15 protein-coding genes are annotated in these 17,004 nt (G+C 67.8%); 8 read left to right on the top strand and 7 right to left on the bottom strand.

The window, feature by feature from the left end:
• Positions 1 to 41: 41 nt before the first annotated feature.
• Positions 42 to 2,327: a DNA topoisomerase IV subunit A gene (gene parC / locus PYV00_RS09440; protein WP_275228017.1), complete on the top strand. Its 2,286-nt coding sequence runs from the start codon at positions 42 to 44 to the stop codon at positions 2,325 to 2,327.
• A 33-nt stretch (positions 2,328 to 2,360) separates the two neighbouring features.
• On the opposite strand, the gene PYV00_RS09435 is transcribed toward parC, so the two are convergent.
• From PYV00_RS09435 to rph, 4 genes are read right to left on the bottom strand one after another with little or no spacing between them, the layout of a single operon-like run.
• Positions 2,361 to 3,257, bottom strand: coding sequence for a tyrosine recombinase XerC (locus tag PYV00_RS09435; RefSeq protein ID WP_275228016.1), 897 nt, complete (start codon positions 3,255 to 3,257; stop codon positions 2,361 to 2,363).
• Positions 3,254 to 4,405 carry a radical SAM family heme chaperone HemW gene (gene hemW / locus PYV00_RS09430; RefSeq protein WP_275228015.1) on the bottom strand — a complete coding sequence of 384 codons (1,152 nt, stop codon included), beginning with the start codon at positions 4,403 to 4,405 and terminating at the stop codon, positions 3,254 to 3,256. The genes PYV00_RS09435 and hemW overlap by 4 nt, the downstream gene beginning before the upstream one ends.
• 10 nt (positions 4,406 to 4,415) lie before the next feature.
• Positions 4,416 to 5,042 carry an RdgB/HAM1 family non-canonical purine NTP pyrophosphatase gene (rdgB, locus tag PYV00_RS09425; protein ID WP_275228014.1) on the bottom strand — a complete coding sequence of 209 codons (627 nt, stop codon included), beginning with the start codon at positions 5,040 to 5,042 and terminating at the stop codon, positions 4,416 to 4,418.
• 12 nt (positions 5,043 to 5,054) lie between these two features.
• The gene (gene rph / locus PYV00_RS09420; protein ID WP_275228013.1) at positions 5,055 to 5,771 is read right to left on the bottom strand and encodes a ribonuclease PH; all 717 of its coding nucleotides are present in this window, start codon (positions 5,769 to 5,771) and stop codon (positions 5,055 to 5,057) included.
• Positions 5,772 to 5,852: 81 nt separating this feature from the next.
• Between rph and hrcA the strand changes: the two genes are divergently transcribed.
• From hrcA to PYV00_RS09400, 4 genes are all read left to right on the top strand, one after another.
• Positions 5,853 to 6,896 carry a heat-inducible transcriptional repressor HrcA gene (gene hrcA, locus PYV00_RS09415; RefSeq protein ID WP_275228012.1) on the top strand — a complete coding sequence of 348 codons (1,044 nt, stop codon included), beginning with the start codon at positions 5,853 to 5,855 and terminating at the stop codon, positions 6,894 to 6,896.
• Between the two features lie 17 nt (positions 6,897 to 6,913).
• Positions 6,914 to 7,492: a nucleotide exchange factor GrpE gene (locus tag PYV00_RS09410; protein ID WP_275228011.1), complete on the top strand. Its 579-nt coding sequence runs from the start codon at positions 6,914 to 6,916 to the stop codon at positions 7,490 to 7,492.
• 135 nt (positions 7,493 to 7,627) lie between these two features.
• Positions 7,628 to 7,888 (top strand): glycine zipper domain-containing protein, encoded by a 261-nt coding sequence (locus PYV00_RS09405; protein ID WP_275228010.1) that lies wholly within the window; start codon positions 7,628 to 7,630, stop codon positions 7,886 to 7,888.
• Positions 7,889 to 8,002: 114 nt separating this feature from the next.
• Positions 8,003 to 8,809, top strand: a complete 807-nt coding sequence (locus PYV00_RS09400; RefSeq protein WP_275228009.1) for an SDR family oxidoreductase — start codon at positions 8,003 to 8,005, stop codon at positions 8,807 to 8,809.
• 34 nt (positions 8,810 to 8,843) lie between these two features.
• On the opposite strand, the gene PYV00_RS09395 is transcribed toward PYV00_RS09400, so the two are convergent.
• Both PYV00_RS09395 and PYV00_RS09390 read right to left on the bottom strand, forming a co-directional pair.
• The gene (locus tag PYV00_RS09395) at positions 8,844 to 9,347 is read right to left on the bottom strand and encodes a vgr related protein (protein ID WP_275228240.1); all 504 of its coding nucleotides are present in this window, start codon (positions 9,345 to 9,347) and stop codon (positions 8,844 to 8,846) included.
• Positions 9,344 to 9,880 carry a copper chaperone PCu(A)C gene (locus PYV00_RS09390; protein ID WP_275228008.1) on the bottom strand — a complete coding sequence of 179 codons (537 nt, stop codon included), beginning with the start codon at positions 9,878 to 9,880 and terminating at the stop codon, positions 9,344 to 9,346. The genes PYV00_RS09395 and PYV00_RS09390 overlap by 4 nt, the downstream gene beginning before the upstream one ends.
• A gap of 190 nt (positions 9,881 to 10,070) precedes the next feature.
• On the opposite strand from PYV00_RS09390, the gene dnaK reads away from it, so the two are divergent.
• Together dnaK and dnaJ are read left to right on the top strand one after the other, a co-directional pair.
• A complete protein-coding gene (gene dnaK, locus PYV00_RS09385; protein WP_275228007.1) occupies positions 10,071 to 11,981 on the top strand; it encodes a molecular chaperone DnaK in 1,911 nt (636 codons plus the stop codon).
• A gap of 77 nt (positions 11,982 to 12,058) precedes the next feature.
• Entirely contained in the window at positions 12,059 to 13,189 is a 1,131-nt protein-coding gene (gene dnaJ, locus PYV00_RS09380) for a molecular chaperone DnaJ (protein WP_275228006.1), read from the top strand.
• A gap of 28 nt (positions 13,190 to 13,217) precedes the next feature.
• Here dnaJ and PYV00_RS09375 read toward each other — a convergent pair whose 3' ends face one another.
• On the bottom strand, positions 13,218 to 15,542 hold the full coding sequence (locus PYV00_RS09375) for a patatin-like protein (RefSeq protein WP_275228005.1): 2,325 nt from the start codon (positions 15,540 to 15,542) through the stop codon (positions 13,218 to 13,220).
• An 83-nt stretch (positions 15,543 to 15,625) separates the two neighbouring features.
• Between PYV00_RS09375 and radA the strand changes: the two genes are divergently transcribed.
• Positions 15,626 to 16,993: a DNA repair protein RadA gene (gene radA, locus PYV00_RS09370; RefSeq protein WP_275228004.1), complete on the top strand. Its 1,368-nt coding sequence runs from the start codon at positions 15,626 to 15,628 to the stop codon at positions 16,991 to 16,993.
• Positions 16,994 to 17,004: the final 11 nt, after the last annotated feature.

Raw genomic sequence — 17,004 nt, 5'->3', positions numbered from 1 at the left:
CCGTTCCGCTCCGGCCGCCGCGTTGCTAGGGCGGCCCGGCCATGGCCATCACCCCCGAAGACGATTCCGATCCGTTCGACGCGATCATCGATGCGCCCTTCGATGCGGCGCTGTCCGAGCGCTACCTCGTCTATGCGCTTTCGACGATCACCGCGCGCTCGCTGCCCGATCTGCGCGACGGGCTGAAGCCGGTGCACCGCCGCCTGCTCTGGGCGATGCGGCAATTGAAGCTCGATCCGGCGAGCGCCTACAAGAAGAGCGCCCGGGTCGTCGGCGACGTGATCGGCAAATACCATCCGCACGGCGATGCCAGCGTCTATGACGCGATGGTCCGCCTCGCGCAGAGCTTTTCGCTGCGCTATCCGCTGGTGCAGGGGCAAGGCAACTTCGGCAATATCGATGGCGATAACGCCGCCGCCTATCGTTACACCGAAGCGCGCCTGACGAGGACGGCGATCCAGCTCATGTCCGGGCTGGACGAGGGCACGGTGGAATTCCACCCGACCTACAACGGCGAGGAGGAAGAACCCGAGATCTTCCCCGGCCTGTTCCCCAATCTGCTGGCCAACGGCGCGACCGGCATCGCCGTCGGCATGGCCACCTCGATCCCCAGCCACAACGTCGCCGAAGTGATCGACGCCTCGCTGATGCTGATCGACAATCCGCATGCCGAGCACGCCGAGCTGATGCAGGTGTTCCACGGCCCCGATTTCGCCACGGGCGGGCTGGTGGTGGACAGCCCCGAGGCGATCTCGGCCGCTTACGAGACCGGCAAGGGCGCGTTCCGTATGCGCGCGCGCTTTTCCACCGGGCGGGTCGGCGATGGCTGGGAAGAGACCGGCATCGAAAAGCTGGGCGGCGGGCAGTGGCAGCTGGTCGTGTCCGAAATCCCCTACATGCTGCCCAAGGGCAAGCTGATCGAGCAGATTGCCGGGCTGATCGCCGATCGCAAGCTGCCGATCCTGGAAGACGTGCGCGACGAGAGCGACGAGGAAATCCGCCTCGTGCTCGTGCCCAAGAGCCGCAATGTCGATCCCGAACTGCTGAAGGAAAGCCTCTATCGGCTGACCGACCTGGAAAGCCGTTTCACGCTCAACCTCAATGTCCTCGATGCGAGCCGGACGCCCGGCGTGCTGGGGCTGAAGCTGCTGCTGCAGGAATGGATCAAGTCGCAGATCGACATCATGCTGCGCCGCACCCGGCACCGGCTCGACAAGATCGCCGCGCGGCTCGAACTGGTCGAAGGCTATATCGTCGCCTACCTCAACCTCGACCGGATCATCGAGATCATCCGCACCGAGGATGAGCCCAAGCCGGTGATGATGGCTGAGTTCAACCTGACCGACCGGCAGGCCGAGGCGATCCTCAACATGCGGCTGCGCTCTTTGCGCAAGCTGGAGGAAATGGAGCTGCGGCAGGAGCGCGAGGACTTGCTGAAGGAGCAGGGCGAGTTGCAGGCGCTGCTCGACAGTCCGGCCCGCCAGCGCACGCGGCTGAAGCGCGATCTGGCCAATCTGCGCAAGGACTATGCCGAGGACACGCCGCTCGGTCGCCGCCGCACGACGATCGCGCAAGCCGCGCCCACGGTCGAATTCAGCATGGACGCGATGATCGAGAAGGAGCCGGTGACGGTGATCCTCTCCGCCAAAAGCTGGATTCGCGGCGCCAGGGGACATGTGCCGCTGGATGGCGATTTCAAGTTCAAGGAAGGCGATGGCCCGGCTTTCGCCTTTCACGCGCAGACCACCGACAAGCTGCTGATCGCGCTCGACAACGGGCGATTCTATACGCTGGGCGCCGACAAGCTGCCCGGCGCGCGCGGCTTTGGCGAGCCGATCCGCACGATGGTAGACATCGATGCCGACGCGCAGATCGTGGCGGTGCTGGTCTATCGCCCCAAGGCGCAATTGCTGCTGGCATCGAACATCGGGCGCGGTTTTGCCGCAGAGGCCGATGAACTGCTGGCCGAAACCCGCAAGGGCAAGGCGGTGATGAGCACCAAGCCGGGGGTAAAGCTCGCCGTGGTGCGCGAGATCCCGTCCGAGCACGATCACGTCGCCGTGGTCGGCGACAATCGCAAGCTGGTGATCTTCAATCTCGAGGAATTGCCGGTGCTCGCCAAGGGGCAGGGCGTGACCTTGCAGCGTTATCGCGACGGCGGGCTGTCGGATGCGGTGACGCTCAAGCTGGAAGATGGTCTGTCGTGGGCGATGGGCGGCGATACCGGCCGCACCCGCACCGAGAAGGACCTGCTGCTGTGGAAAGTCGCGCGCGGCGCCGCCGGTCGCCTGCCGCCGCAAGGCTTCCCGCGCGACAACAAGTTCTGATCGGGACGAACGGAGGGGGCGGGGGCCTGCCGTTCAATCCCGCTCGCGCGGGTGGGCGTCGCGGTAGACGTCGAGCAGGGTGGCCGCATCGACCTTGGTATAGATCTGGGTCGAACCCAGGCTGGCGTGGCCCAGCAGTTCCTGCAGGCTGCGCAAGTCCGCCCCCGCGCCGAGCAGGTGCGTGGCGAAGCTGTGGCGCAAGGCGTGCGGCGTGGCGCTGGCCGGCAGGCCGAGCGCGACGCGGGCACGGGCCATCGCCTTTTGCACCATGCCTTGCGACAGTGGCCCGCCCTTGGCACCGCGAAACAGCGGCGTGTCGCGCGCCACTGGCCAGGGGCACTTGCCCAGATAGTCCGCCACGCCATCGCGTACGATCGGCAGCAGCGGCACCACGCGCTGCTTGCCGCCCTTGCCGGTGACGGTCAGGCTTTCGCCCAGCGGCAGCGTCGCGCCGGTCAGCGACAGGGCTTCGGCGATGCGCAGGCCCGCGCCATAGAGCAGCAGCAGCACCGCGCGGTCACGCGCGCCGATCCACGCCTCGCCGGCATCCTCGTCCACCGTTTGCATCAGGTTGATCGCCTCGTCGGGCGTGACCGGGCGGGGCAGGCCCTTCTTGATGCGCGGGCCGCGCATACGCGGCGGCGCGGCGCCGGCCACTCCCGCGCGGTCGCGCGCGAAGGCCAGGAAGCCCTTGAGCGCGGACAACTCGCGCGCCGCCGCGACATTGCCGATCCCTTCGGCGCGGCGGCTTGCCAGCTGGCGGCGCAAGTCGGCCGCGTCGAGCCGGGCCAGCGCCGGCCAGTCCGCATCGCCCAGCGCGTCGAGCAGCCGCGCCGCCGTGGCGACATAGGCGCGCACCGTATGCGGGCTACGCCGCCGTCCTTGCGCGAGATGCGTTCCCCAGGCTTCGAGGATATCGGCGCGTGTCACGAGGAGACCAGTGCGGCCGGCACCAGCTCGCCCAGCAGCGCGTCGAGCAGCGGCATCCCCGCCTCGGTCACGCCGATGCGCTCGCCCTGGCGCCAGACGAGGCCCTGGCGCCGGTAGAAATCGCGCTTGGCCGGATCGCACAGCTCGGCCTCGGCCAGCCCGAAGCGCGCGGCCATGGCGGCCAGATCGACGCCTTCGCCCAGCCGCAGCCCCATCAGCATTGCTTCGGATGCCTGTTCCGCGCGGCCCAGCGGACGGGCTTCGGCAATGCCGTTGCCAAGGGCGGCGATGGCCTCCAGCCAGTTCTCCGGCTTGCGATGGCGCGTGGTCGCCACGCCCATCCGCCGCCCGTGCGCGCCGGGGCCAATGCCGCAATAGTCGCGATAGCGCCAGTAGGTCAGGTTGTGGCGGCTTTCCTCGCCGGGCCGCGCGTGGTTGCTGATCTCGTAGGCGGGCAGGCCCGCGCTGGCGGTCATCTCGCGCGTCAGGGTGAACAGATCGGCGGCGGCATCGTCGTCGAGCGGCACGAAATCGCCCTTGCGCACCATGGTGGCAAAGCGTGTGCCCGGCTCGATGGTGAGCTGGTAAAGCGAGAGGTGCCCGGTGCCGAACCCCAGCGCGCGCGCCAGTTCGGCCTGCCACGCCGCGACGGTCTGGCCGGGGCGGGCATAGATCAGATCGAAAGAAACCCGCGCGAAATGCCGCTGCGCGACAGCGAGCGCGGCGAGGCCCTCGTCCGCATCGTGCAGTCTTCCGAGGAAGCGCAGCGTCGCGTCGTCCAGCGCCTGCAGGCCCAGCGAGACGCGGTTGACCCCGGCGCTCGCCAGCGCGGCATAGTTCGCCGCTTCGACCGAGGAGGGATTGCCTTCGAGCGTGATCTCGACGCCCGGGGCGAAACCCCACAGCCGTTCGGCCTCGGCGAGCAGCCGCTCGACCAGTGCGGGCGGCATCAGCGAAGGGGTGCCGCCGCCGAAGAAGAGCGAATCCAGCGGCTCGTCATCCACCATCGCGCGTTCATGGCGCATGTCCGCCAGCAAGGCGGCTTCCCAGCGGGCATGGTCCACAGCCTCGCGGACATGGCTGTTGAAGTCGCAATAGGGGCACTTGGCGAGGCAGAACGGCCAATGAATGTAGAGTGCGCGGGCCATGCGGCGGACTCTAGGCGGTAAACTGGTCCTTCACCAGCTTGGCGAAGGCATCGGCGCGGTGGCTGATGCGGTGCTTTTCCTCGGGCGCCAGCTCGGCGAAAGTCACGTCGCGGCCTTTGGGCACGAAGACCGGATCGTAGCCGAAGCCCATCGTGCCGCGCGGCGGCCAGCGATAGGTGCCGTCGACACGGCCTTCGTACGTCACGCTGTCGCCATCGGGCCAGGCGATGGCAAGGACGCACGAGAACCAGCACGAACGGTCAACCTCGGGGCCGAGCTGGCACAACATGCCTTCCACCTTGCCCATCGCCATGTACCAGTCGCGCCCCGGCTCGCCTTCGAACCATTGCCGCTCGGCCCAGTCGGCAGTGTAGACGCCGGGCCGCCCGCCCAGCGCGGCCACCGACATGCCGCTGTCATCGGCCAGCGCGGGCATCTGCGCGGCCCTGGCGGCGGCATGGGCCTTGATCAGCGCGTTCTCGACAAAGGTCGTGCCGGTCTCGGCGGGCTCGGGCAGGCCGAGCGCGCCGGCGGACAGGCAGGTGATGCCGTAGGGCGCGAGCAGGGCGCCGATTTCCTTCAGCTTGCCCGCGTTGTGCGTGGCGATGACCAGGCGGCTGGTATCAAGCTTGCGCATGGCCGCGGCGGCTTACCGCCCCACCGCCGCCGCCTGCGCGGCGAAGATCCGGTCGCAGCCGATGCGGGCAAGCCGCAGCAGGCGCAGCAGCCCTTCCTCGTCGTAAGGCGCGCCTTCGGCCGTGGCCTGCGCCTCGGCGATCAGCCCGCCTTCGATCAGCACGAAGTTGGCATCGGCATCGGCGGTGGAGTCCTCGACATAGTCGAGATCGAGCACCGGCGTGCCCTGATAGATGCCGCACGAGATCGCCGCGACCCGCGCGGTGATCGGGTCGGCGGCGATCTTGCCTTCGGCCATCAGCTTGTCGACCGCGAGGCGCAGCGCCACCCAGGCGCCCGAGATCGAGGCGGTGCGGGTGCCGCCATCGGCCTGGATCACGTCGCAATCGAGCACGATCTGGCGCTCGCCCAGTTTCTTCATGTCGCACACCGCGCGCAGCGAACGGCCGATCAGGCGCTGGATCTCCTGCGTGCGGCCGGTCTGCTTGCCCTTGGCCGCCTCGCGCGATCCGCGCGTATGCGTGGCGCGCGGCAGCATCGAGTATTCCGCCGTCACCCAGCCTTCGCCCTTGCCGCGCAGGAACGGCGGCACCTTTTCCTCCACCGACGCGGTGACGAGCACGCGCGTATCGCCGAAGGAGATCAGCACCGAACCTTCGGCATGTTTGGTAAAGCCGGTCTGGATGTCGATAACGCGCATCTCGTCGGGCGCGCGGCCGGAAGGTCGCATGAGGTGTCCTCTCGTGGTGTTCGCGGCTGCCCCTATGCGCAGGGGCTTGAGGCCGCAAGTGTTTGGCCTAAATTGCAGCCTATGGCGACACTGCCCATCACCGAGCTGACCGACCGCGCAAGGGAGATTTTCCGCCTTGTCGTGGAAGGTTATCTGGAAACCGGGCAGCCGGTGGGGTCCAAGACCCTGGCGGGCGGTGGCGCGATCAATCTCTCGCCCGCCTCGATCCGCTCGGTCCTGGCCGATCTGGAGCGGCTGGGCCTGCTGGCCGCGCCGCATACCAGCGCGGGGCGGATGCCCACCGAATCGGGCCTGCGCCTGTTCGTCGACGGCATGATGCAAGTGGCCGAGCCGACCGCGCGCGAACGCGCCGCGATCGAGCAGCGCCTGTTCGAGCCGGGGCCGATCGAGGCCGCGCTGGAAGCGACCAGCGCGATCCTGTCGGACCTCTCGGCTTGCGCCGGCGTGGTCATGGTGCCGCGCCGCGAGCCGCGCCTGGCCCAGCTTTCACTGGTGGCGATCTCGGAGCGGCGCGCGCTGGCGGTGCTGGTGGGGCTGGATGGCGCGGTGGAGAACCGCATCGTCGAGCTTGGCGAACCGATTCGGCCCGGCACGCTGGAGGAAGCCTCCAACTACATCACCGCGCATCTTGCCGGGCGCACGCTGGCCGAGGCGCTGCGTTCGGTGGAGGCCGAGATCGCTTCGGGCAAGTCCGCGCTCGACGCGGTCAGCCGCGATCTGGTCGAGCGCGGGCTGGCGGTGTGGAGCGAGGATGCCGCGCGGCGGCGCGTGCTGATCGTGCGCGGACAGGCCAACCTGCTGGACGAGACGGCGCTGTCCGATATCGAGCGGGTCCGATCGCTGCTCGACGATCTGGAAAACAAGCAGTCGGTGGTCGAACTGCTCGACCTGGCGCGGGAAGCGCGTTCGGCGCGGATCTTCATCGGATCGGAGAACCGGCTTTTCGCGCTTTCTGGCTCTTCGGTGATCGCATCGCCCTATCGCGATCGCGAGGGCCGGGTGGTCGGCGTGGTGGGGGTTATCGGGCCGACGCGGTTGAATTATGCGCGCGTTGTCCCCATGGTGGATTTTACCGCCCAGAGCCTGGGCAAGCTCATCGGATAGCTGGAAAAACGCAAGAAATGACTGACGATAGAACGCAGCCGCAGGACGATCCGGCGGTCGCCGGGGAACTGAAGGGCGTGCCGGAAGACCTGATCGAGAAGGACGCACCGCAAGGCGAAAGCATTGGCGGGGAACTCGCGCGCCTGCGCGATGATCTTGAGAAGGCGAAGCAGGATGTGCTCTATGCGCAGGCGGAAACGCAGAACGTGCGCCGCCGGCTGGAAAAGGACATCGCCGATGCCCGCGCCTATGCGGCAACCGGCTTTGCCCGCGATATCCTTTCGATCGCCGACAACCTTTCGCGCGCGCTTTCGGCCATCCCGGCCGAACTGCGCGAGGACGAGAAGCTCAAGAGCCTCGTCGCCGGGATCGAGGCCACCGGGCGTGAGATCGACAAGGTCTTCGCCTCGCACGGCATCAGCCGCATCGCCGCGCTGGGCCTGCCGCTCGATCCCAACCAGCACCAGGCCATGATCGAAATGCCCTCGGCCGATGCCGAGCCGGGCACGGTCCTGCAGGAACTGCAGGCCGGCTACATGATCAAGGATCGCCTGCTGCGTCCCGCGATGGTGGCCGTGGCGAAGAAGCCGGACTGAGGATCACGCCCCGCCAGCGCAAATCTCCGGTCAGGCCCGCCTGATCGGTCACTGGCTGCGACAAGCGGTGCGCGGCGGTGAAACCCGCGCGTGCGCCGCACGTTGCATTGGCAGGTTCCCGAACGGAGATTTGCCATGCGATACCTTGCCCTGCCTCTCATCGCCGCCGGCGCGCTTGCGTTGGGCGGTTGTGCCAGCAACTATGCGGGCGAAGGCGCGCTGGCCGGCGGCGCGCTCGGTGCGGGCGTCGGCCTTGCGACCGATGCCGATACCGGCACGGCGGCCGCGATCGGCGCGGCGGCGGGCGCCGCGGTCGGCTCGCAAGTGCGCAAGAACGATCGCGGCTGCTATCGCTATGACCGGCGGGGCGACCGCTACTGGGATCGCGATTGCTGATCCGGTACTGAGCGGCGGATCTTCCGCCCGTTCATCACCGGGGCGATGATCCGGCCTTTCCCTCACCGGATTCTTACGACATACCTGTCGTAAGAAATCGTAAGGAGGGATGGGATGGAACTGGCCGGGAAAGTCGCGCTCGTCACTGGCGGTGGCGGCGGCATCGGGGCGGGCATTGGCGAGGCATTCGTCGAGAAGGGCATGAAGGTCGTCCTGACCGACCTCAACCCCGATTATGCCGAGACGGAGGCCGCGCGCATCGGCGGCGGCACGATCGCGCTGGCGCACGATGTCACCTCGCTGGAAAGCTGGGCAGGGGTGAAGGCGGCGGCGGAGCGGGTTTTCGGCCCGGTCGACGTGCTGGTGAACAATGCCGGCATCTCCACGCCGCGAATGCCGCTGGATGAAATGCCGCCGGAGACTTTCGCGACGGTGCTGGCGGTCAACGTCACCGGCGTGTTCAACGGCATCAAGACCTTCGTGCCCGATCTGCGCGCCCGCCGCAGTGGCCACGTCGTCAACGTCTCGTCGATGAACGGGCTGCTGGCGCACCAGACGTACGCGACCTATTCGGCCAGCAAGTTCGCCGTGACCGCGATGTCCGAAGCGCTGCAAGGCGAACTGGCGCCGTTCGGCGTGGGCGTTTCGATCCTGTTCCCCGGCCTGACGCGCAGCCGCATGGCGCTCGATCCGGTAAAGGGCGCGGCGCCGGACATTCCCGATCCGGCGGTGCTGGCCGCCGCGATGATGGAGCCGGTCTGGCTCGGCCGATCGGTGGCGAAGGCGGTGGAGGACAACCAACTTTATGTGATCAGCCATCCCGGCCACAAGCAGCACCTGGCCGCGCGCTACCAGGCGATCCTCGATTCCTTCCGCGAGCCATCGCAGCCCGATTACCAGCCCCTGCCGCTGCGTCGCTAGAATCGGCTTCGCATCCCGTCAGCGGGCTGAATCGCTATCGGGCGCCGGGGAAGTTCACCAGCAGGGCATAGGCGGCGGCATCGACGATGCCGGGCACGCGCGCGCCGTTGCGCAACAGGAAAGCGTGGCGCACGATCTCGGCCTGCTGCTCTATGCCATAGCGGTGCAGCGGCCAACCCGGCCTGATGCTGTAGTCATAGCGGCACAGCGGATGGCGCATCAGCGGCAGATACCAGCGGCCCTTGTGCTGGCTTTGCCAGACATGCGTCATCTCGTGGATGAACAGGCCTTGCAGCCCGATCCCGGCCTGGGCGAAATCGTCGCAGTAAAGCTCGGAACGCGGGTGGAAATGGACATGCCCGCTCGGCGCCATCAGCGTGCCGACCGGCTGCAGGGGAAACCAGCGCCGTCGCTTCAGCCGCACGGCGGCATAATCGATCGCATCGCCGAAGATCGAGCGGACCAGCGCGATCTCCCCGGCACCGAGCGGCCGGTCGCCGCCCGCCGGGCAGGCGCAAGGGGCAGAGGGCTCGCTCAGTGCTGCTCCCCGTGCGCCATGCCGCCCATGGCGTCGTCATCGCCCATCGCCTCGATCTTGATCGGCATGGACAGCTTGTCGCCGCCCGCGAACGTCAGCGTGATCTCGCTCGTCCCGCCTTTTTCCAACGTGTCGGCGATATCGAAGGCCATGACGTGCAATCCGCCCTGCGCGAATTCGATCGTCTCGCCCGGCGCGATATCCACCTTGTCGACCGGGGCCATGGTGCCGCCCTGGGTCTGGTGCATCTCGGTCTTGCCGACGCCGTCGATATGGACCGCGACGAGCGCGGTGGGCTTGCCGCTATCGTTGCGCACTTCGAAATAGGCGGCGCCGGGCCGGCCGGGGATCGCCGGCAGGATCAGTTCGCCCCGGCTGGCGGCCATGCCCGGCTTGGCATCGGGCGCGGCTTCGCTGGCATCGGCCCCGGTCGCGGCCGGCTCGCTTGCCTGCTGGCAGGCGCCGAGCGGAATCGCGAGGGCGATGGCCAATGCGATACTGGGGGCAAAACCGGGCTGGCGCAGCTTCTTCATGGCGAAAATCCCCTTCTCAGGTGTTCGAATTCTGGACCGGCCTAATGCCGTCAGACGGCTCTTGTGCCAAGCAAAACCGCTCCTATATCGCCCCCGACGACATGGAACGTCATCGAGCCGCCAAGCCGTCTTGCCGTGATTTCGGGAGACGATCCGCGCGGTGTCAACCACGACGTGAGGAATGGGGATAATGGGTAAAGTAATCGGTATCGACCTCGGAACCACCAACAGCTGCGTTGCCGTGATGGACGGCGGCAAGCCCAAGGTTATCGAGAATTCGGAAGGCGCGCGCACGACGCCTTCGATCGTCGCCTTCACCAAGGACGGCGAACGCCTGATCGGCCAGCCGGCGAAGCGCCAGGCGGTGACGAACGGCGACAACACGATTTTCGCGGTGAAGCGCCTGATCGGCCGCCGCTTTGACGATCCGGTGACCAAGAAGGACACCGAGTTGGTGCCTTACACCATCGTCAAGGGCAAGAACGGCGATGCCTGGGTCAATGCCGGGGGCGAGGATTACAGCCCGTCGCAGATCTCGGCCTTCATCCTGCAAAAGATGAAGGAAACCGCCGAGAGCTATCTGGGCGAGAGCGTGACGCAGGCGGTCATCACCGTGCCGGCCTACTTCAACGACGCGCAGCGCCAGGCGACCAAGGACGCCGGCCAGATCGCGGGCCTGGAAGTGCTGCGCATCATCAACGAGCCGACCGCGGCCGCGCTGGCCTATGGCCTTGAGAAGCAGGACGGCAAGACGATCGCGGTCTATGACCTTGGCGGCGGCACGTTCGACGTTTCGATCCTCGAGATCGGCGATGGCGTGTTCGAAGTGAAGTCGACCAACGGCGACACCTTCCTGGGCGGCGAGGACTTCGATTCCAAGCTGGTCGAATGGCTGGCTGACAAGTTCAAGGCCAAGGAGAACATGGACCTGCGGACCGACAAGCTCGCTCTGCAGCGCCTGAAGGAAGCCGCCGAAAAGGCCAAGATCGAGCTTTCGTCCACCGCGACGACCGAGATCAACCTGCCCTTCATCACCGCCCGCATGGAAGGCGGCAGCACCACGCCGCTGCACCTGGTCGAAACGGTGACACGCTCGGATCTTGAGCGCATGGTCGACGATCTCATCCGCCGCACGCTGGAACCCTGCCGCAAGGCGCTGGCCGATGCCGGCATCACCGCCGCGCAAGTGGACGACGTGGTGCTGGTGGGCGGCATGACGCGTATGCCCAAGGTGCGCGACGTGGTGAAGGACTTCTTCGGCAAGGAACCGCACACCGGCGTGAACCCGGACGAAGTCGTCGCCATGGGCGCGGCGATCCAGGCCGGCGTGCTGCAGGGCGACGTCAAGGACGTGCTGCTGCTCGACGTCACCCCGCTCTCGCTGGGTATCGAGACGCTGGGCGGCATCATGACCAAGATGATCGACCGCAACACGACGATCCCGACCAAGAAGAGCCAGGTATACTCGACTGCCGAGGACAACCAGCAGGCGGTGACGATCCGCGTGTTCCAGGGCGAGCGTGAGATGGCGCAGGACAACAAGCTGCTGGGCCAGTTCGACCTTGTCGGCATTCCGCCGGCGCGGCGCGGTGTGCCGCAGATCGAAGTCACCTTCGATATCGACGCGAACGGCATCGTCAACGTCTCGGCCAAGGACAAGGGCACCGGCAAGGAGCAGCAGATCCGCATCCAGGCATCGGGCGGCTTGTCCGATGCCGATATCGACCAGATGGTCAAGGATGCCGAGAAGTTCGCCGAAGAGGACAAGAAGCGGCGCGAGGCGGCCGAAGCCCGCAACAACGCCGACAGTCTTGTCCACGCGACCGAGCAGCAGATCGCCGAGAATGGCGACAAGATCGACGCGGGCCTGAAGTCCGAGGTCGAGGCCGCGATCGCCGCGACCAAGACCGCGATCGAAGGTGGCGACACCGCCGAGATCACGGCCAAGGCCCAAGCTTTGACCGAAGTGGCCATGAAGATGGGCCAGGCGATCTACGAGAAGGAGCAGGCCGCGGCCGCCTCGCCGGGAGCCGAGGCTCCGGCCGGCGGTGAAGACGTGGTCGACGCCGAATTCTCGGAAGTCGACGACAACAAGGGCTGATTGTCCAGATGATAACCGTGGCCGCCACCGATGCGTTTCGTATCGGTGGCGGCTAGGTTCGATTGGGGAATCGGAACGTGTCAGCGACGGAAATCGACTACTACCAATTGCTCGAGGTTGAGCGCACGGCGGACGAGAAGACGATCAAGTCCGCCTACCGCCGGCTCGCCATGCGCTATCACCCGGACAAGAATCCGGGGTGCCAGGATTCCGAGGCGCGCTTCAAGGCGATCAGCCAGGCTTACGATTGCCTGAAGGACCCGCAGAAGCGCGCGGCTTATGATCGCTATGGCCACGCCGCCTTCGAACAGGGCGGCATGGGCGGCGGCGGTGGCGGCGCGGCCGATTTCGGCGATATCGGCGATATCTTCGAATCGATCTTTGGTCAGGCTTTCGGCGGCGGTGGCCGCCAGCAGGCCCGGCGCGGGGCCGACTTGCGCTATGACATGGAAGTCACGCTCGAAGAGGCGTTCAACGGCAGCAAGACCGAGATCACCATCGAAGTCTCGCAGACCTGCGAGCCTTGCTCGGGCTCGGGCGCCGAGCCGGGCACCGGCACGCGCCGCTGCAACATGTGCGGCGGGCACGGCAAGGTGCGCGCGCAGCAGGGCTTCTTCGTGGTCGAGCGGACGTGCCCCACCTGCCACGGGCGCGGCGAAGTGATCGAAAAGCCGTGCCGCGCCTGCCGCGGCGAAGGCCGCATGGACAAGCCGCAATCGCTCCAGATCGAAGTGCCCCCAGGCGTCGATTCGGGCACGCGCATCCGCGTTTCGGGCAAGGGCGAGGCGGGCCCGTTCGGCGCGCCGCCGGGCGATCTTTATATCTTCCTTCACGTCAAGCGGCACGCCGTGTTCGAGCGCGAGGGCACCACGCTGATCACGCGCGTGCCGATCACGTTCACCACGGCGGCGCTGGGCGGCTCGATCGACATTCCCGGCATCGACGGCGAACGCATCGCGCTCGATATTCCGGCCGGCATCCAGTCCGGCAAGCAGCTCCGCAAGCGCGGCGCGGGAATGCCCGTGCTGCAAGGGCGGGGACGGGGCGATCTGGTGATCGAGATCACGGTCGAAACGCCGACCAGGCTCTCGGCGCGCCAGAAGGAACTGTTGCAGGAATTGCAGGCCACCGAAACCGGCGAGGAATGCCCCGGCTCGAAAGGCTTTTTCGATCGCATCAAGGATGCCTGGAACGATCTGACGGAATGATGGCCCGTTCCCGGCCGCCGCGATGCGGTCAGGAACCGGGCGTCGCCAGCACTTCGCCGCGAATGCCCGCGATCAGGCCCGGGTCGGCGGTGAGCCGTTCCTCTTCCTCGTCCAGAATGGCCAGGAACGCCGTACGCCGCAGCGCGGCCAGCTCGCCTTGCGGCACGGGCTGCTTCTCGTCCTGCGCCGAGGCGATCAGGTCGATCATGCGCTCGGCGCCGTGCAGCCGGCCCCACAAGTAGTCGTTCTCGCGATAGGCGCGGCTGAAGAAGGCACCGAAGTTGTAGAATTCGGTGCCGCGCAGCGTCTCGTGCGCGCCGCCCGAGCGGATCGCGTGGCAATCGTCGGGCGAGATGCGATCCACCTTGATCGGATCGAATTCGGTCAGCCCTTCGCCGCGCAGCAAAGGCAGGGTGGCGGTGTCGTAGAAGGGGAAGCCGAGGTAGGCGAGCAGCACCCGGCGGCGCAGCGTCTCGGGCATGGCCGCCATCGCTTCGGACAGGATCGCATCGACCCGCGCGTCTACTTCGGCAAGCGCCCGCGCCCGCGCGATCCAGTCGACCACGTGGCCCGGATCGTCGAACACGCCGGCCGCCACCTCGCGAAACGCCTCGCCCAGCGAGGCCGAGGGTTCCAGCTCGAGGTAAAGCGCCAGCGCCTGATAGATCGCGCCGCGCGCATGATCGCGTGCGTCTTCCGTCACCGAGGCGTCGGCCTCCCACTCCTGCGTCACGCGCCGGGCCAGCAGCCGCAGGCGCCGCACCCGGAAGGCCAGATCGTGCGTGCGGAAGAAGGCGACCGCTTGGGGCGAACTGCCGCCGCGCAGGGCCGACATGCGATCGAGCCCGTTCGCGGCGAAATGGGCCGCCAGCAGCCGCGCGACCGGCTCCGGCGAACCCAGTTCGAGCGATGGGGCGGCATCGAACACCAGCTTGGCCAGCATGTTCACCACCGCCGTGAACTTGACTTGCGCATAGCCGTGATAGGCAAAGCCCGATTGCTCCCACGCCGCCTGCTGCGCTTTCGATCGCCACGCGGCCAGCCGCCTGGGCGTGGGGCGGCCGAAGAACAGCGTGCGGCCGAACAGGCGCTCGACCGCTTCCTCCACCTCGGGGCGCAGCGCGCTGACGATCGCGCCCAGCGTCGCCATCTCGCCCGATTGCCGCTCGATCGTCTCCAGGTTGTCGCGGATCGGCTGTTCGCGCGGGATCGCCGAAAGCGAGCCGAAGATCACCGAGAAGAACCCCGGCATGTCGCGCCCGGCCCGCTGGCCCGGCGGCGCGCGATCGGGCGTCGGGTCGATATAGACGAAGCGCCGGTCGACCTCGCGGTGGGCCGGGCGATCGCGCAGCACGCCCATGGCATCGGCGAAAGGCGCGTTGACCAGCACCGAACCGTCGATCAGCGCCACCGCCTCCAGATCGCCTTGCCGCCCGTGCTCGGGCATGACCCGCCACAGGAACGCGTCGCGGCCGGGCCAGGGTATGCCGTCCTCGCGCGCCAGCGCGTCGATCTCGGCCACTTGCAGCGGCGGGAAGGCGCCGGGAAAGCTCGCCGTCGCGCGCGCGGCGAAGACCAGTTCGAGCGGCGAGGCCAGCTCGCTGCCCGGCGTGGCGGGCGTGGCGCGGCGAAAGCCGATCGTCAGGCGGTGCTCGCTTTCTGCCACCAGCGGCGGCGAATGCAGCCGCAGCGCTTCGAGATGGCCGGAAAAGTCCGTCGCGGTCACGAACAGGTCGAGCGGGTGGCCGGGCGGCAGCAGCGGGTCGCCATCGGGCGTGCGCGCCATCGCCGCCAGCGCCTCGCGGATCAGGCGCGAAAAGCCGATGCCGCTGAACGGCGGCTCGAACCAGCGCGAGCGGATCAGGCGCGAAAGCTTCTCGCGCACTTCCTCGCGCGTTTCGGGCGCGACGCTGGCGGAAACCGCGTCGCCCGGCCGGTGCAGCAGATAGGAGACGAGCGGGCTGGCCCAGAACTTGGCCGCGCGCGACCATGGCCGCGCGTCGGGATCGAGCAGCACATCGACATCGGCGCGTTCCAGCCACAGCTCGGTCAGGGGATCGAGCGATTGCCCCGAATGGATCGCCTGGGCCAGCAGCACGGAATTGATCCCGCCCGCGCTGGCCCCGGCGACGATGTCGGTCATCAGCCGCAGCCGCAGGCCGTGCCGGTCTTCCAGCAGGCGCAACAGCCGGGCATAGACCGCCTCGGTCCCGCCGGGCGGTTCCTGGCCGGACCAGAACGCCCGGCTGGCGCGCAGCGCTTTCCACAGCTCCTTGGTCACGCCGTGCATATAGACCGCAAGGCTGATGCCGCCGTAGCAGATGAGCGCGATCCGCAGTTCCTTCTGGCGCATGATCCTCCCTTGCCGCATGGCATAGGCGAAGGAAGCCCGCGCTGGCAATTGCGTTCGCGCAATGTTCTGTCTATGCAGCCGCCATGGCCAAGCCCAAACGCCAATATGTCTGCCAGGCCTGCGGCGGTGTGACGCACCGCTGGCAGGGCCAGTGTCCCGATTGCGGCGAGTGGAACACGCTGGCCGAGGATGCGCCCAAGACAGTGTTTTCCGCCAGGCACGATCTCTCTTCGGGCGGCCGCGCCATCCGTTTCGAGCCGCTCGACGCGCCGGGCGAGAGGCTGCAACGGCGCGCCAGCGGCATCGCCGAGTTCGATCGCGCGCTGGGGGGCGGGCTGGTGCCGGGATCGGCGATCCTGATGGGCGGCGATCCGGGCATCGGCAAGTCGACGCTGCTGCTGCAGGTCGCGGCGAACATCGCACGCGCCGGGGCGGAGGCGGTCTATGTGAGTGGCGAGGAAGCGGCGGGGCAAGTGCGGCTGCGGGCCGAGCGGCTGGGCCTGTCGGACGCGCCGATCCGCCTTGCCGCCGCGACATCGGTGCGCGATATCCTGACGACGCTGGGCGGCATGGCACCGCCCGCGCTGCTGGTGATCGATTCGATCCAGACGATGCATTCGGACCAGATCGAAGGCGCGCCCGGCACGGTCAGCCAGGTGCGCGGCTGCGCTTTCGAGCTGATCCGCTATGCCAAGGAAAACGGCGTCGCGCTGTTCCTTGTCGGCCACGTCACCAAGGACGGCACGATCGCGGGGCCGCGCGTGCTGGAACACATGGTCGACGTGGTGATGAGCTTCGAGGGGGAGCGCAGCCACCAGTACCGCATCCTGCGCTCGTTGAAGAACCGCTTTGGTCCGGTGGACGAGATCGGCGTCTTCGCGATGGAAGGGCAGGGGCTGGCCGAAGTGGGCAATCCCTCCACGCTGTTCCTCTCGGGCCGGGAAGAGCCGGTGGCGGGCAGCGCGGTGTTTCCGGCGATGGAGGGGACGCGGCCCGTGCTGGTCGAGATCCAGGCGCTGATCGTCCGGCTGCAAAGCGGCGCGACGCCGCGCCGGGCAGTGGTGGGCTGGGATACCGGCCGGCTGGCCATGCTGCTGGCGGTGCTGGAGGCGCGCTGCGGGCTCAATTTCTCCAGCGCCGAAGTCTATCTGAATGTCGCCGGGGGATACCGGCTGGCCGATCCCGCCGCCGATCTGGCGGTGGCCGCCGCGCTGGTCTCCGCGCTGGGCGACAAGCCGCTGCCGGGCGACGCGGTGTGGTTCGGCGAAGTCTCGCTGGCCGGAGAGATTCGCCGGGTGGCGCACGCCGCCATCCGCCAGCGGGAATCGGCCAAGCTCGGCTTTGGCCGCGCCTTCGGCCCCGCCGGGCCCCGGGCGGGCGAGACGGGCGTGCGCTTTACCGAACTGGGCCTGTTGCCGAACCTCGTTGACCGCGTGCTCGCGGATGCATAATTTCGCGCCCT

The organism is Novosphingobium album (ex Liu et al. 2023), from assembly GCF_029076845.1.
Classification (GTDB): domain Bacteria; phylum Pseudomonadota; class Alphaproteobacteria; order Sphingomonadales; family Sphingomonadaceae; genus Novosphingobium.
The sequence above is the reverse complement of the archived record's forward strand: the minus strand, read 5'-3'. Positions and strand labels throughout refer to the sequence as shown.